Genomic DNA, 15415 nt, shown 5'->3' with positions numbered 1-15415 from the left:
ACAGGTGAGTCACGCGGGGCCTTTCAGGTGGGGTGTCGGGCTCGGACCGGTGTCACCGCGTCGAGAGCACCTCTCTTGATAACACACCGAGCCCCGGCCGCGCGCGCTGAGCCGGGCTCAGCTCTCGCGCAGGCGTCGTCGTTCCGTCTCAAGCGCCGCCGACTCCCGCGCCAGAATCGACCAGCGTTCCTGATCGCCGTCGGACTGCGCCCGCTGCATGGCGCCGAGCACCTCCGCCTTCAATCGCAGCAGGTCGCGGTCGATGAGGGAGGTGACCACGTCGCGGCAGTATGCCCCGATCTGGTCCGGCCGCTGAGGGATCGGCGCGATCGCCAGCTGCGAGACGAGGCTCGTGAAGCCCGCGGGCGCCTGCTCTGCGACGCTCGCGACCCAGCGATCCTCGGAGGCCGGATCCCCCTCGACCTCGGCGAGAGCGGTCGCAACAGCGTCGCGCACCACGCCGAGCGCGGCGTTGCCGACCTTCACCTGGGTGACGCGTTCGAGGAGTTCGCGGCCGACGTGCTCGGGGTGCTGCAGGATCGCCATCAGCGCATCCCGCTCACCCCGCGTCAACGGGTCGGTCGGCAGGTCCATCAGCCGGAACTCGGGAGCTGCCGGCTCGGCCGGCTCCTCCGCCCCGGCGCGCGGCGGCGCGGAGCGCTCCGGGGCGCGGGTCGAGGCGCCGCGGCTCGACGAGACCGCACGGCTCACCTCCCGCGGGTCCAGGCCCAGCCAGCCCGCCAGACTGCGCACGTAGCCGACGCTCATCGCGCTGTCGCGAATGCCCGCGACCACCGGGGCGGCGGCCCGCAGCGCCGCAACCCGGCCCTCCACCGTCTCCAGGTCGTGGCCGGCCAGCTGGCGGCGGATCATGAACTCGAACATCGGCTTCCGCGTCGCGATGAGCGACTGCACGGCCTCGTCGCCGCGGTGCAGGCGCAGGTCGCACGGATCCAGAGCGTCCGGGGCGACCGCGACGAAGGTCTGCGCCGCGAAGCGCTGCTCCTCCGCGAAGGCGCGGCTCGCCGCCTTCTGCCCCGCCTCGTCCGGATCGAAGGTGAAGATCACCTGGCCGGTGCCCTGCGTGTTGCTGTTGTCGACATCGCCGAGCACGCGGCGCAGCACCTTGATGTGGTCGACGCCGAACGCCGTGCCGCAGGTCGCGATCGCCGTCGTCACGCCCGCGAGATGGCAGGCCATCACGTCGGTGTAGCCCTCCACCACCACGACCTGCTTGCCCTTGGCGATGTCTCGGCGGGCCAGATCGAGCCCGTAGAGCACCTGGCTCTTGTGGTAGATCGGCGTCTCCGGCGTGTTCAGGTACTTCGGGCCCTGGTCGTCGTCGAGGAGCTTGCGGGCGCCGAAGCCCACCGTCGCGCCCGTCACGTCGCGGATCGGCCACACCAGCCGCCCGCGGAAGCGGTCGTAGACGTTGCCGCGCTCCCCCGTGCTGAGCAGGCCGGATGCGGTGAGCTCGTCCTGCGTGAAGCCGCGGCCCTTCAGATGGTCGCCGAGCGCCGAGAACGACTTCGGCGCGAAGCCGACGCCGAAGCGCTCGGCGGCGGCGGCATCGAAGCCGCGCGAGCCGAGGAAGTCGCGGCCCACCTGCGCGGCCGGCGTGCGCAGCTGCTCGCGGAAGAACTCCTCTGCCGCGGCGTTCGCGGCGATCAGGCGGGCGCGGTTGCCGTGATCGGGGGCCGCCCCGCCGCCCTCGTAGTGCAGTTCGTAGCCGAGGCGGGCCGCCATCCGCTCCACCGCCTCGGTGAAGGTGACGTGATCCATCTTCTGCAGGAAGCTGAAGACGTCGCCATCCTCGCCGCATCCGAAGCAGTGGTACCGGCCGACGCTCGGTCGCACGTGGAAGCTGGGGCTGCGCTCCTCGTGGAACGGACACAGGCCCTTCATCGAGTCGACGCCGCCGCTCTTCAGGGTGACGAAGTCGCCGACGATGTCGGCGATGTTGATGCGGCTGCGCACTTCGTCGATGTCGTTTCGACGAATGAGCCCGGGCATGCCGCTGATTCTACGGCGCGCGGCGTGCGCGCCGCGGTCTACCGCAGCCGGTCGTGCTGCTGATTCGCGGAGACGTCGGTGAGCGAGGCCACCTGATCGACGATCACGCGGCGCCGCGCGGTGTCATCGGCCGCGGCGGCCCAGTCGGCCGCGAAGCCGGTGTCGAGGTTCTCGGGGCGCCTCCACAGCGCATCCGCCAGCTCGGTGAGGATCTCCCGCTGCCGCTCGTAGTACGGCTGCCGCGAGTTCGTCGACATCACGTTCGCGGCGACGATCCCCTTCAGCACGGCGATCTCGGCCTGCGTCTCGCGCGGCACGCGCACGTCGCCGCCGAAGCGCGCCAGCGCCACCTTCGGGTGCGCGGCACGCGTCGCATGGATCGCGGCGTGCGAGAACCTCCCGATGAGCTGACTGGTGAGGTTCTTCAGCTTCGCCAGGTCGCGCCGCGAGCCGTCCCAGGAGTCGATCCACCACGGCAGGCCGTCGAGGCGGTCGAAGGCGGCGAGCAGGTCGTCGCGCGAGATCTCGCCGCCGATCCACACGAACATCGCGTCGACGAGCGCCTCGTGGTCGACCCGCGCGCTCAGCGCCGGCACGTCGAGGTAGCCGTTGACGATCGCATCCTCGAAGTCGTGCACCGAGTACGCGATGTCGTCGGAGAGATCCATCACCTGCGCCTCGATGCAGCGCACGCGGTCGGGTGCCCCGGCGCGCAGCCACTCGAAGACGGGGGTGTCGTCGGCGTAGAAGCCGAACTTGCTGCGGCCGCTCGGGTCGGGGATCCCCTGCGCCTGCGGCCACGGATACTTGCAGCTCGCGTCGAGGCTGGCGCGCGTCAGGTTGAGACCGTAGCTGCGCCCGTCGGGGCCGAACACCTTCGGCTCGAGACGGCTCAGCAGGCGCAGCGTCTGCGCGTTGCCCTCGAAGCCTCCGTAGGGCGCCGCCCAGTCGTTGAGCGCCTTCTCGCCGTTGTGGCCGAACGGCGGATGCCCCAGGTCGTGGGCGAGGCACGCCGCGTCGACCACGTCCGGGTCGAGTCGCAGACGGAGCGCCAGCTCGCGGCCGATCTGCGCCACCTCGAGCGAGTGCGTCAGCCGGTTGCGGGCGAAGTCGAGCCCCGCCGTCGGGCTGAGCACCTGCGTCTTCACGGCGAGCCGGCGCAGCGCGCTCGAGTGCAGGATGCGCGCGCGGTCGCGGGCGAAATCGGTGCGCGGGGTGGTGTGGTGGTCTTCGGGAAGCCAGCGCTCGATGTCGTGCTCGGAGTAGCCGACGGGCGGCTGCGCCTCAGCCACCGCTGGTGTCGCCTTCGCCCTCGGTCAGCTCGCTGCGCTGCGCGCCCTCGAGCTCGCGGCTGTCCAGCCAGCCGTACGGCAGCGTCGGCACCTTCGGGGTGCCGGCGCGCCCGCGCTGACCCTCCGCCTCGGCGCCCGGGTAGGGCTGGGCCGGGTCGAGCTGTGCGAGCAGTTCAGCGATCTCGTCGAGGCTCGAAGAGCGGGCGAGCGCCGCGCGAAGCTCACCGCCGACCGAGTAGCCCTTGAAGTACCACGCCACGTGCTTGCGGATGTCGCGGCAGGCGCGACCCTCGTCGTCGAAGAACTCGACGAGCAGCTCCGCGTGGCGCTGGAACGCCGTCGCCACCTCGCCGAGCGTCGGCTCCGCCTTGAGGTGGCCGCCCTGGAACGCGGCCGCGAGGTCTCCGAAGAGCCACGGGCGCCCCAGGCATCCGCGACCGACGACGACGCCATCGCAGCCGGTCTCGGCGACCATGCGCAGGGCGTCCTCGGCACTCCAGATGTCGCCGTTGCCGAGCACCGGGACGCTGTGGATGGTTTCCTTCAGCTTCGCGATCGCCGACCAGTCGGCGTGGCCCGAGTAGAACTCGGCCGCCGTGCGGGCGTGCAGCGCGATGGACGCGACTCCGGCGCCCTCGGCGGCCTTCGCCGCCTCCAGGTAGGTCAGGTGATCCGCGTCGATGCCCTTGCGCATCTTCACCGTGAGCGGGATGTCGCCGGCGGCCTTCACCGCGCCCTCGACGATCTCGCGGAACAGGCCCAGCTTCCACGGCAGCGCCGAACCGCCGCCCTTGCGGGTGACCTTCGGCACAGGGCAGCCGAAGTTGAGGTCGATGTGGTCGGCGCGATCCTCGGCCACCAGGAAGGTGACCGCCTCAGCGACCGTCTTCGGGTCGACGCCGTAGAGCTGGATCGACCGGGGCGTCTCCGACTCGTGATGCTGGATCAGCCGCAGGCTCGCGGGCGTCCGCTCCACGAGAGCGCGACTGGTGATCATCTCGGAGACGTAGAGGCCCGCCCCGTACTCGCGGCACAGCCGTCGGAACGCCGTGTTGGTGATGCCGGCCATCGGCGCGAGCACCACCGGAACGTCGAGCTCGATCGGCCCGATGCGGAGCGCCGCGGGGCGCGCGTCGGGAATCGAACGCCGGGCTCTCGGCGTTGCGGTCAGTGACGGTGAGAATGGACATCGTCTCGATTCTCCCAGAAAGGTCCTGACCAGGTGACGAACGGACGTCAACGCGTCGAAGCCGATGCCGCCGCGCGCGGAATCGAGATCGAGATCATCGAGCGCGCCCCCGCCCGCTCACTCGAGGAGGCGGCCCAGATTCTCGGCATCACCCCGGCCGAGATCGTGAAGACCCTCGTCGTCAAACGCAGCGACGGCACGTTCCTGTTCGCGCTCGTGCCCGGCGACCGGCAGATCTCCTGGCCGAAGCTGCGGGCGCTGGTCGGCGTCAACCGGCTGAAGCTGCCGGATGCGGAGGTCGCCTTCGACGCGACCGGCTACGAGCGCGGCACCATCACGCCGTTCGGCTCGACGACGGCCTGGCCCGTCTTCGCCGACCGGAGCATGGCCGGGCGTCGCGTGTCGATGGGGGCCGGGCAGCACGGGCTCAGCCTGTTCACGGAGGCGGATGCGGTGATCCGCTCCTTCGAGGCGACCCTCGCCGACATCACCGAGCCGATCGCGGTGCGCGAGTAGGCGGGTTCGGCGTTCAGACCGCGTCGGCGTCGAGAGCGCGCGTCACGAGCGCGTGCTCCGGGTGCGCGTTGACGACGCAGACATCGCCCTCGCAGGCCGCCGCATCCGGGGCTCCCACCATCTCAAGCGGGCTCGGGGTCGTGGGCTGAGTCATGCTGCGGTCTCCTTCTCGGCGCTGAGCTGGCGAAGCACGTCGGCAAACACGGTGGTGTCTTGTGCCCCCGACACACCGTAGCGCTCTTCGAAGACGAAGAACGGCACCCCCGAGATTCCGTAGGAGGCGGCCTGGGCCACATCCGCCTTCACCGCGGGCAGAAAGCGCTCGCTCTCGAGCGCCTCGACGACCTCATCGCGGTCGAAGCCGAGGCCCGCCGCGAGGTCGGCGAGATCCGGGACGCGCCCGACGTGTCCGCCGTCCACGAAGTACGCCTTCAGCAGCGCTTCCTTCATCTCGGCCTGGCGGCCGTGCGCCTTGGCGAGGTGCAGAAGCTCGTGCGCCTTGATGGTGTTCGTCTGGTGCACGTGCTCGTAGTGGTACTCGAGTCCGACGCTCGCGGCGATGTCGGTGACGCGCTGGATCATCTGCTCGACCTGCGGCATCGGCAGGCCCTTGCGCTCGGCGAGGTACTGCGCGGGTGTCCCGTCGTAGTCGACCGGCGTGTCGGGCGCGAGCTCGAACGAGTGATACTCAACCTCGACGTCACCGTCGAACTCGGCCACCGCCGCCTCGAACTTCCGCTTGCCGATGTAGCACCAGGGGCACTGCACATCCGACCAGATGTCGACCTTGATGGATTCACTCACCGCAACCTCAACGCCCCCCACCCGCGCGTATTCCCGCCGAGCGGGGTCAGGCGCCGAGGAGGTGGCCGGCGAGGTAGCGCTCGAGGCCCTCGAGCGGGATGCGCTCCTGGCTCATCGTGTCCCGCTCGCGCACGGTCACCGCGTTGTCGTCGAGCGTGTCGAAGTCGACGGTGACGCAGAACGGGGTGCCGATCTCGTCCTGGCGACGGTAGCGGCGGCCGATCGCGCCCGCGTCATCGAACTCGATGATCCAGTGCTGGCGCAGCCGGTCGGCGAGCTCCTTCGCCACCGGCGAGAGCTTCTCGTTGCGCGACAGCGGCAGCACCGCCGCCTTGACCGGAGCGAGTCGGCGGTCGAGACGCAGCACGGTGCGCTTGTCGACGCCGCCCTTCGTGTTGGGCGCCTCGTCCTCGCTGTAGGCATCCACCAGGAACGCCATCAGCGCGCGAGTCAGACCGAACGCCGGCTCGATCACGTACGGGATCCAGCGCTCGTTCTTGGTCTGGTCGAAGTAGGACAGGTCGACGCCCGAGTGCTCGGAGTGCGTCTTCAGGTCGAAGTCGGTGCGGTTGGCGACACCCATCAGCTCGCCCCACTCCGATCCGGCGAAGCGGAAGCGGTACTCGACGTCGACGGTGCGCTTCGAGTAGTGGCTGAGCTTCTCCTGCGGGTGCTCGTAGAACCGCAGGTTCTCCTCCTGGATGCCAAGGTCGCGATACCACTTCATGCACGCGTCGATCCAGTACTGGTGCCACTCTTCGTCGGTGCCGGGCTCGACGAAGAACTCCATCTCCATCTGCTCGAACTCGCGGGTGCGGAAGATGAAGTTTCCGGGCGTGATCTCGTTGCGGAAGCTCTTGCCGACCTGGGCGATGCCGAACGGCGGCTTCATGCGCGCACTCGACATGACGTTGGCGAAGTTGACGAAGATGCCCTGCGCCGTCTCGGGCCGCAGGTAGTGCATGCCGGCCTCGTCATCCACCGGGCCGAGGAAGGTCTTCAGCAGTCCGCTGAAGGCGCGCGGCTCGGTCCACTGGCCGCGGGTGCCGCAGTTGGCGCAGGCGATGTCGGCGAGGCCGTTCTCGGGCGCGCGGCCCTTCTTCTCCTCGAACTCCTCCAGCAGGTGGTCTTCGCGGTAGCGCTTGTGGCAGCTCTGGCATTCGACGAGCGGGTCGCTGAAGACCTCGACGTGACCGGAGGCCTCCCAGACCTTCTTCGGCAGGATCACCGAGGAGTCAATGCCGACGATGTCGTCGCGCGTCTGCACCATGAACTTCCACCACTCGCGCTTGATGTTCTCCTTCAGCGCGGTGCCGAGCGGGCCGTAGTCCCAGGCGGAGCGGGATCCGCCGTAGATCTCACCCGCCTGATAGACGAAGCCTCGGCGCTTGGCGAGGGAGATGATCGAATCGAGCGGGTTGGGCGTTGCCACGAAGAAACTCCAGAGGTCAGCCGCGCTGGCTGCGCGGTCAATGATGCGCGGGATGCGTCAACGGCGAACGCCGGACGCTGCCAGTCAGCCTACCGGCGGTCACGACCCCCAGAGTGCCTGGGTGACAGCCTGGACGTCGGACTCGTCGTTCCAGAGGTGGAACGACGCCCGCAGCCGCCCCGCGCGGCCCGAGACGCGGACGCCCGCCGCGATGAGCGTGCGGAGGTCCTGCCCGCTGGTGTCGGGCCAGGTGACGATCGGCTGATGCTGCAGCGGGATGCCGAGCGCCTCGCAGAGCGCGTCGCCGAGTCCACTGGTCCGCTCCCACACCTCGCGCATGTCGAGGCCCGCGAACAGCTCGACGGCGTGCTCGGCGCCGACCCACGCCTGCCAGGCGGGCGAGACGTCGAAGCGCCGGGCGTTCGTCGCCAGATGCATTTCCGGCCCGTAGGTGCTCTTCCACACGTCGTCGCCGGCGTACCAGCCGGCCTGCAGCGGTCGCAGCGCCTGCGCCCCGCGCTCGCTGACGGTCAGGAAGCCGACACCGCGCGGCGAGCACAGCCACTTGTAGGTGTGACACGAGGTGATGTCGAACAGCGATGCATCGACCGGGTAGACGCCCGCGGCCTGGGTCACGTCGCAGTAGGTGAGCGCGCCGACCCGCGCGGCCGCCTCGCGGATCGCGCCGACGTCGGCCACCTGCCCGGTCGCCGACTGCACGAGCGAGAACGCCACCAGATGGGTGTCGTCGCGGATCTCCTCGGCGAGGGCATCCAGGGCGACCACGCGCACGCGGATGCCGCCCTCCCCCTGACGCTGCAGGAAGGGGAAGTGCACCGACGAGAAGTCGTGGTCGGCGACGAGCACCTCGGCGCCCGGCGGCACCGCCTCGGCGACAAGGGAGGTCATGACCGAGACCGCACCGCCGATCGCGACCTGGTCGACGGGCACCCGCACGAGGCGGGCGTAGGAGGCGCGCGTCCGCTCGATGACCGGGTCGTAGCCCTGCGGGTCGCGATCGGCTGCCGCCCACGCCTCGAGGTCGGCCATCATGGCGTCGACGGAGCGCTGCGGCGGCAGCCCGATCGAGGCCACCGCGAGGTACCCCCGCGGATCTCCGAACTGATCGATCGCCGCGGCGAGAGCCTCAGATGTCATGATCCGAGCATTGCGCCCGCGTCCCGCCACGGCAAGAGCCACGCCGAGCGATCTGGCTGTCTCAGAACAGCGACGGCTGCAGCGCTGCGGCGGCGCGCGGCGACAGTTCCGTCGCCAGCAGGCGTGAACCGCGGGCCGCGCCCGTCGGATGCGCGGACGATGCCGGCACCCCGGTTCCGGGAGCGAGCCGGGTGCGCTCGAATCCGTACTGGCGCATCAGCGGCCGGATGCGCTCGGCGAGCCAGCGCCGGTACTCCTTCGGCGCGTACGTGCCGCCCGCGTAGAGGGCGCGGGTGCGCTCCAGGTGCTCCGGATGCGCCCGCTCGATCCAGGCCAGGTACCACTCCTTCACCCCGGGTTTCAGATGCAGTGCGGAGTAGGCGACGCTCGTGGCGCCCGCCTCGGCGAGCATCCGGAAGGCGCGGTCGAGGTGCTCGCGGGTGTCGGTGAGGAACGGCAGCACCGGCATCAGCAGCACCGCGCAGTCGAAGCCGGCCTCGCGCACCGCCCGCACCGTCTGCAGCCGTGCCGCGGCGGTCGGGGTTCCGGGTTCGACCGAGCGCTGCAGGTCCGGATCGAAGATCGCGATCGACATCGCGAGGTCGACGGGCACGTGCTCGCGTGCCTCCGCCAGCAGCGGCAGGTCGCGCCGCAGCAGGGTGCCCTTGGTGAGGATGCTGAGCGGCGTGCCGGAGGCCGCCAGCGCCGCGATGATGCCCGGGATCAGCCGGTAGCGGCCCTCGGCGCGCTGATACGGGTCGGTGTTAGTGCCGAGCGCGACCGGGTGGTGCTGCCAACTGGGCCGGGCGAGCTCGCGCTCGAGCACCTCGGCGACGTTCGTCTTGACGATGATCTGACTGTCGAAGTCACGGCCCGCGTCGAGGTCCAGGTACTCATGCGTCGGCCTGGCGAAGCAGTAGGTGCAGGCGTGCTGGCACCCGCGGTAGGGGTTGATCGTCCAGCCGAAGGGCAGCGCTCCCCCGCCGCCGGGCACCTTGTTGAGCGCCGACTTCGCGAGCACCTCGTGGAAGGTGACGCCCGCGAACTCGGGCGTCTGCACACTGCGCACCAGATTGTTGAGACGCGCGAGGCCGGGCAGCGCTTCGACGTTCTCCGCACTCAGCTGCTGCCCGCTCCACCGCATGCCTCATTCGAACATATGTTCTAGTCGACGTCAACCGGAGCTCAGGATGCGCCGAGTCCGCCGACCGCCGCGACCGATTCCGCGACGCGGGCGACCACCCTCTCGGCATCGGCGGGCGTGAACTCCGCCCCGAACGTGAACCGCACCGCCGTCTGCGTCACCTCGACTGCGATGCCGATCGCGGTGAGCACGTGCGAGGGCTCGTCGCTGCCCGCCGCGCAGGCCGAGCCGCTCGAGCAGACCACCCCGCGGCGCTCCAGTTCGAGCAGCACCGCCTCGCCGCTCGTGCCCGGGAAGCAGAAGGAGGCGTGCCCCGGCAGCCGCGGCTCGCGCGGCCCGGTCAGCAGCGCGCCCGGAACGGCGGTCAGCACGCCGTCGATCAGCGCGTCGCGGGCGACGGCGGTGTCGGCGGCAGCGCCGCGCGCCGCGGCCGCCAGGTCGAGCGCCGTCGCCAGGCCCACCGCGCCCGCGACGTTCTCGGTGCCCGAGCGGCGCCCGCGCTCCTGCCCGCCGCCGTGGATCAGCGGCTCCAGCGCCACGCCGCGGCGCACCGCCAGCGCCCCGACGCCTTTCGGCGCGCCGAGCTTGTGACCGGCAATGCTGACGGCATCGACGCCGAGGCTCGCCAGACCGACGTCGAACCAGCCGGCCGATTGCACCGCATCCGTGTGGAAGGGGATGAGGGCCTCGCGCGCCGCGGCGGCGAGTTCCGCGATCGGCTGCACGCATCCGATCTCGTTGTTGCCGTGGTGGATGCTGACGAGCGTCGTGTCGTCGCGCAGCGCGGCCGTGAGCGCCGCGGAGGTGACGAGCCCCTCCGGCGTGAGATCGACGAAGGTCACCTCGAAGCCGTGCAGGCGGCGCAGATAGTCGGCGCTCTCGAGCACCGCCTCGTGCTCGATCGCCGTCGTGACCAGGTGCCGGCCGCGCGGGTTCGCCAGCGCGATGCCCTTCAGCGCGAGATTGTCGGCCTCCGTGCCGCCGGAGGTCAGAATCACCTCGCCGGGCCGGCATCCCAGGTGCCCCGCGATGCGGCCGCGGGCGTCCGCCAGCGCGCGCGCGGCGCGGTCGCCGATCTCGTGGCGACTCGACGGATTCCCGAACTCGCCCTCGTACTCCCCCGCCAGGAATGGCCACATCGCCTCGAGCACCTCGCGGCGCACGGGGCGGGTCGCCGCCTGGTCGAGGTAGCTCATGAGGGCAGCTGCACCTCGACGTCGAGCCCGAGGTCGAGCGCGCGCACGCTGTGCGTGAGAGCGCCCACCGAGATGACGTCGACGCCGGTCGCGGCGATGTCGGCGACCGTGTCGAGCGTCACCCCGCCGCTCGCCTCGACCACGGCGCGGCCCGCGACCAGGGCGACGCCCTCGCGGAGCTCGTCGAGCGTGAAGTTGTCGAGCATGATCGTGTCGACGCCGGCCGCCACCACCTCGTCGATCTGGTCGACGCGGTCGACCTCGACCTCCAGGTGGACGGTGTGGCCGAGCTTCGCGCGCGCGGCGCGGATCGCGTCGCCGGTGCCGATTCCCTGCGCGGCGAGGACGGCGAGGTGGTTGTCCTTGGCCATCACGGCGTCCGAGAGGGAGAAGCGGTGGTTGTGCCCGCCGCCGTCGCGCACCGCCTGACGTTCGAGCGCGCGCAGGCCGGGTGTGGTCTTGCGGGTGTCGACGATCCGGGCGTTCGTGCCGGCGACCGCGTCGACGTAGCGCTGCGTCGCCGTGGCGATGCCCGACATGCGCTGCGACAGATTCAGGGCGATGCGCTCGGCGCGCAGGATCGCGCGCGCGGGCCCCGTCACCCGAGCCAGGATCGCGCCCGGCTCGACCTCGTCGCCGTCGCTCGCGAGCAGTTCGATGCCGATCGAGGCATCAACGATCTGGAACACGCGCTCGAACACCGTCAGGCCGCTCAGCACTCCCGGTTCGCGCGAGGAGAGCGTGGCGGTGGCCCGTGCGTCGGCGGGAACGAACACCTCGCTCGTGACATCGCCCCACGGGGCGTCCTCGGCGAGTGCTCGACGAATCAGGTCGTCGAGGTACTCGGGGGTCATCGCGCGGCTCATGCCAGCACCTCCGCCACGACCCGCTCGGGGGCGAGAGCCGACTCATGCACCCACAGGAATGAACGCGCGAAGGCCTCCTCGGTCTCGGGGAAGTCGAGACGGGAGTGCGCGCCGCGCGACTCCTCGCGGCGCAGCGCCGCCGCCACCATGAGGCGGCCCAGTTCAAGCAGGTTGCGGTCTTCGTGGTCGTCGATCGTGTCGCCGACGACCCGCATCCCAGCGAGTCGCACGGCCGCGGCGCGCAGGCCCTCGGCGTCGCGCTCGAGCCCCACGCGCTCCCACATCAGCTGACGAAATGCAGGACGCGCGAACACTTCGCCGCCTGTTTGCTGGGGGGCGAGGTCGGCATCCGCCAGTTTCTCCTGCATTTCGTCGACGCGGGGGGCAGCAGGAGCGGCGGAGTCGAGGGCGGCTGAGTCCAGGGCGGCGCCCAGGGCGGCGGGGCCCAGGTCGGCCGGGTCCACGGCGGCCGGCTCCACGGCGGCCGGGTCCACGGCGGCGGGGCCCAGGTCGGCGGGGTCGAGGGCGAGCGGATGCGGCGGCAGGTCCAGCGCGTCCGCGGCGCGCCAGGCGAACACGAGCGATTCCAGCAGCGAGTTGGAGGCGAGCCGGTTGGCGCCGTGCACGCCCGTGCTGCTGGTTTCGCCGACCGCGTACAGTCCGGCGAGGCTCGAGCGACCGAAGGTGTCGGTGCGCACTCCGCCCATCCAGTAGTGCGCGGCCGGGGTGACGGGGATCGGCTCGCTCCCCCAGTCGAAGCCGTGCTCGGTGACGACGCGCGTGATGCCGGGGAAGCGCTCGGCGAGGAACTCGCCGCCGAGTGCCGTGGCGTCGAGCAGCACCGGTCGGCCGTCCTGCGCGGCCATGGCGGCGGCGATGCCGCGGGCCACGACATCGCGCGGGGCGAGTTCGCCGTCGGGGTGCACGTCGAACATGAAGCGGCGCCCGTTCTCGTCGACGAGGACCGCGCCCTCGCCGCGGACCGCCTCGGAGACGAGCGGGTTTCGGGGCACGGCGAGCGACGTCGGGTGGAACTGGAAGAACTCCAGATCCTGCACCGCGGCCCCGGCGCGGTAGGCGATCGCCACCCCGTCGCCGGTGGTGACCTCGGGGTTGGTGGTGTGGCGGTAGAGCTGTCCGGCACCGCCGCTGGCGAGCACGACGGCGTCGGCGGCGATGGTCATCTCGCGCCCGTCGGGATCGATCGCCTCGACGCCGACGACGCGGCGGGCGCCGGTCTCATCGGTGTCGACGATCAGGTCGCGCAGGAAGGTGTGCTCGTGCACCTCCACCGCGAGACGCTTGACCGCGCGCAGCAGCGCCACCTCGATCGCGAGCCCCGTGGCATCCCCGCCGGCGTGCAGCACGCGGCGGTGCGAGTGCGCCGCCTCGTGGCCGCGCGCGAGCTCCGCATCCGGCTCCTCGCTGGCGCGGTCGAACTCGACACCGAGCGCGATCAGGTCGCGCACCCGCTGCGGCCCCTCGCCGCAGAGCACCTCGACGGCGTTCCTGTCGCACAGGCCCGCCCCGGCGACCAGGGTGTCCTCGATGTGCGAGTCGACGCTGTCGTCCGGGAACATCGCCGCGGCGATGCCGCCCTGCGCGTACTTGGTGTTGCTCTCGGCCAATTCGGCCTTCGTCACGAGCACCACGTCGTGGTTGGCGCTCGCGCGGTAGGCGGTGATGAGGCCGGCGATCCCGGTCCCGACGACGACGACGCGCATCCTCAGTCCTTCGTGGTGGGGGCCGCGTCCTTGGGCAGCGCGGCGAGCATGCGCTCGAGGGCGATGCGGGCATCCGCCGCCACGTCCTCGGATACGCGGATCTGGTTCAGCACCTCGCCGCGGACGAGCGCCTCGAGCACCCAGGCGAGGTAGCCGGGGTGGATGCGGTACATCGTCGAGCACGGGCACACCACCGGGTCGAGGCAGAAGATCTCGTGCTGCGGGAACTCGGCTGCGAGGCGGTTGACCATGTTGATCTCGGTGCCCACCGCGAAGGTGGTCGGCTCGGTGGCGGCCGCGATCGCCTTGCGGATGAAGTCGGTCGAGCCGGCGGAATCGGCGGCGTCGACGACCGGCATCGGGCACTCGGGGTGCACGATCACCTGCACGCCCGGGTGCTCTGCGCGCGCCTGGTCGATCTGCGCGACGGTGAAGCGCTTGTGCACGCTGCAGAAGCCGTGCCAGAGCACCACCCGCGCGTCGAGCAGCTCATCGGCGGTGTTGCCGCCCATCGGCTTCCGCGGATTCCACATCGGCATGCGCTCCAGCGGAACGCCCATCTTCTTGGCGGTGTTGCGCCCCAGGTGCTGGTCGGGGAAGAACAGCACCCGCTGCCCGCGCTCGAACGCCCACTCGAGCACCGTCTCGGCGTTCGAACTGGTGCAGACGATGCCGCCGTGGCGACCGCAGAACGCCTTGAGCGCGGCGGAGGAGTTCATGTAGGTGACGGGAATGATCGGCGCCTTGCCCTCGGCGTCCGGCTCGGTGCCGTAGATCGCCTCGAGCTCGGCCCAGGCCTCCTCGACGGAGTCCTCGTCGGCCATGTCGGCCATCGAGCAGCCGGCGGCGAGGTTCGGCAGGATGACCGCCTGGTCGTCACGGGCGAGGATGTCGGCGGTCTCGGCCATGAAGTGCACGCCGCAGAAGATGATCGCCTCGGCGTTCGGCACCGTCTGGGCGGCGTTGGCCAGCTGGAAGCTGTCGCCGAGGAAGTCGGCGTGCTCGACGACTTCGTCGCGCTGGTAGAAGTGGCCGAGCACGACGACGCGGTCGCCGAGGGTCTGCTTGGCGGCGCGGATGCGCGCATCCAGCTCCTCGGGGGTGGCGTCCTGGTACTCCCGCGGGATCGCGCCCTGGCGCGGTGAGCCGGTCGGGATCACGTCGCCCATGGACGAGCCGGGTCCGTACTGCAGCTCGCGGTCGAAGTCCCACGGGCTCTTCGCGAGCGCCGGGCTGCAGGCCTCTTGCGGCTGCCCCTCGGCGTTGCGACCCGTGGTGCGGATCAGCTGAATGGTGGTGTCAACGGAGGCCATGGTCGGCGTCCTCTCCTGCAGGGGTGATGGTCGGGGCGCCCGCGTGGGCGAGGCCGTGGTGCTCGGTCAGGGGCCCGTGGTCGACGAGCGCCGCCGCGGAGTCGTAGCGGTACAGGCGCGGCGGACGGTGACGCCCGCCGACGACGCGCTCGTCGGTGGCAACGAGGGCGCCGGAGGATTCCATCTGACGCCGGAAGTTGGCGGGGTCGAGTTCGCGGTCGAGCACCGCCTCGTGCACCTGGCGCAGCTCGCTGAGCGTGAAGGTCTCCCCGAGCAGCGCGTGCGCGATCTGGCTGTACTCGAGCTTGTTGCGCAGTCGCCAGAGCGCGTACTCGACGATCAGGTTGTGGTCGAAGGCGAGCTCGGGCAGCTCGTCGGCGGCGAACCAGCGCACGTTGTCGGCTTCGCGGTCGGCGTCGGTCTGCTCGGGGGCGACGAGCGCCCAGTAGACGACGCTGACGACGCGGCCGCTGGGCGAGCGCTCGGGCGCGCCGAAGCAGTAGAGCTGCTCGAGGTAGCCGGGGCGCACCCCGGTCGTCTCGACGAGGTTGCGCGCGGCGGTCTGCTCGAGCCCTTCGGCCGGGTCGGCCCAGCCGCCGGGCAGCGCCCAGCGCTCGGCGAACGGCTCGCGCGTGCGGCGCACGAGCGGCAGGCTCACGACGCTGCGGCCGGAGGTCGGATGCGGGCGCAGCGCGAAGATCACGGTCGAGACCGCGAGCGAGAGCTGTCGATCGGCATCCATCGTGACTCCTTCCGTGCCGTTCCCGG

14 protein-coding genes are annotated in these 15415 nt (G+C 71.1%); 1 reads left to right on the top strand and 13 read right to left on the bottom strand.

Annotation, left to right across the window (positions count from 1 at the left end):
- Positions 1-117 precede the first annotated feature (117 nt).
- Genes dnaG through dusB form a run of 3 tightly spaced genes read right to left on the bottom strand, consistent with a single transcriptional unit; the run spans position 118 to position 4374 of the window.
- A complete protein-coding gene (gene dnaG / locus AC0L6Y_RS05110) occupies positions 118-2013 on the bottom strand; it encodes a DNA primase (RefSeq protein ID WP_473556929.1) in 1896 nt (631 codons plus the stop codon).
- 38 nt (positions 2014-2051) lie between these two features.
- Positions 2052-3305, bottom strand: a complete 1254-nt coding sequence (locus AC0L6Y_RS05105) for a deoxyguanosinetriphosphate triphosphohydrolase (protein ID WP_473556923.1) — start codon at positions 3303-3305, stop codon at positions 2052-2054.
- Entirely contained in the window at positions 3298-4374 is a 1077-nt protein-coding gene (gene dusB / locus AC0L6Y_RS05100; protein ID WP_473558279.1) for a tRNA dihydrouridine synthase DusB, read from the bottom strand. Before dusB ends, AC0L6Y_RS05105 begins: the two co-directional genes overlap by 8 nt.
- Before the next feature lie 153 nt (positions 4375-4527).
- Here dusB and AC0L6Y_RS05095 point away from each other — a divergent pair, with 153 nt between their 5' ends.
- The gene (locus tag AC0L6Y_RS05095) at positions 4528-5010 is read left to right on the top strand and encodes an aminoacyl-tRNA deacylase (protein ID WP_473556918.1); all 483 of its coding nucleotides are present in this window, start codon (positions 4528-4530) and stop codon (positions 5008-5010) included.
- Between the two features lie 13 nt (positions 5011-5023).
- Here AC0L6Y_RS05095 and AC0L6Y_RS05090 read toward each other — a convergent pair whose 3' ends face one another.
- From AC0L6Y_RS05090 to AC0L6Y_RS05045, 10 genes are all read right to left on the bottom strand, one after another.
- Entirely contained in the window at positions 5024-5164 is a 141-nt protein-coding gene (locus AC0L6Y_RS05090) for a hypothetical protein (RefSeq protein ID WP_473556913.1), read from the bottom strand.
- Positions 5161-5814: a DsbA family oxidoreductase gene (locus AC0L6Y_RS05085; protein ID WP_473556907.1), complete on the bottom strand. Its 654-nt coding sequence runs from the start codon at positions 5812-5814 to the stop codon at positions 5161-5163. Before AC0L6Y_RS05085 ends, AC0L6Y_RS05090 begins: the two co-directional genes overlap by 4 nt.
- A gap of 46 nt (positions 5815-5860) precedes the next feature.
- Positions 5861-7246, bottom strand: coding sequence for a glycine--tRNA ligase (locus tag AC0L6Y_RS05080; protein ID WP_473556902.1), 1386 nt, complete (start codon positions 7244-7246; stop codon positions 5861-5863).
- 99 nt (positions 7247-7345) lie between these two features.
- The gene (locus tag AC0L6Y_RS05075) at positions 7346-8404 is read right to left on the bottom strand and encodes an aminotransferase class V-fold PLP-dependent enzyme (RefSeq protein ID WP_473556897.1); all 1059 of its coding nucleotides are present in this window, start codon (positions 8402-8404) and stop codon (positions 7346-7348) included.
- 61 nt (positions 8405-8465) lie between these two features.
- On the bottom strand, positions 8466-9548 hold the full coding sequence (locus AC0L6Y_RS05070) for an Rv2578c family radical SAM protein (RefSeq protein WP_473556892.1): 1083 nt from the start codon (positions 9546-9548) through the stop codon (positions 8466-8468).
- A gap of 41 nt (positions 9549-9589) precedes the next feature.
- Positions 9590-10744: a cysteine desulfurase family protein gene (locus AC0L6Y_RS05065; RefSeq protein ID WP_473556887.1), complete on the bottom strand. Its 1155-nt coding sequence runs from the start codon at positions 10742-10744 to the stop codon at positions 9590-9592.
- Positions 10741-11610 carry a carboxylating nicotinate-nucleotide diphosphorylase gene (gene nadC, locus AC0L6Y_RS05060; RefSeq protein WP_473556884.1) on the bottom strand — a complete coding sequence of 290 codons (870 nt, stop codon included), beginning with the start codon at positions 11608-11610 and terminating at the stop codon, positions 10741-10743. The genes AC0L6Y_RS05065 and nadC overlap by 4 nt, the downstream gene beginning before the upstream one ends.
- Entirely contained in the window at positions 11607-13334 is a 1728-nt protein-coding gene (nadB, locus tag AC0L6Y_RS05055; protein WP_473556878.1) for an L-aspartate oxidase, read from the bottom strand. Before nadB ends, nadC begins: the two co-directional genes overlap by 4 nt.
- A gap of 2 nt (positions 13335-13336) precedes the next feature.
- Positions 13337-14647 carry a quinolinate synthase NadA gene (gene nadA / locus AC0L6Y_RS05050; RefSeq protein WP_473556874.1) on the bottom strand — a complete coding sequence of 437 codons (1311 nt, stop codon included), beginning with the start codon at positions 14645-14647 and terminating at the stop codon, positions 13337-13339.
- Positions 14634-15389, bottom strand: coding sequence for an NUDIX hydrolase (locus tag AC0L6Y_RS05045; protein WP_473556869.1), 756 nt, complete (start codon positions 15387-15389; stop codon positions 14634-14636). Before AC0L6Y_RS05045 ends, nadA begins: the two co-directional genes overlap by 14 nt.
- Positions 15390-15415 lie beyond the last annotated feature (26 nt).

This window comes from Pseudolysinimonas sp. 10J20-29, from assembly GCF_055809595.1.
This window is presented reverse-complemented; position numbering and strand designations above follow the sequence as displayed.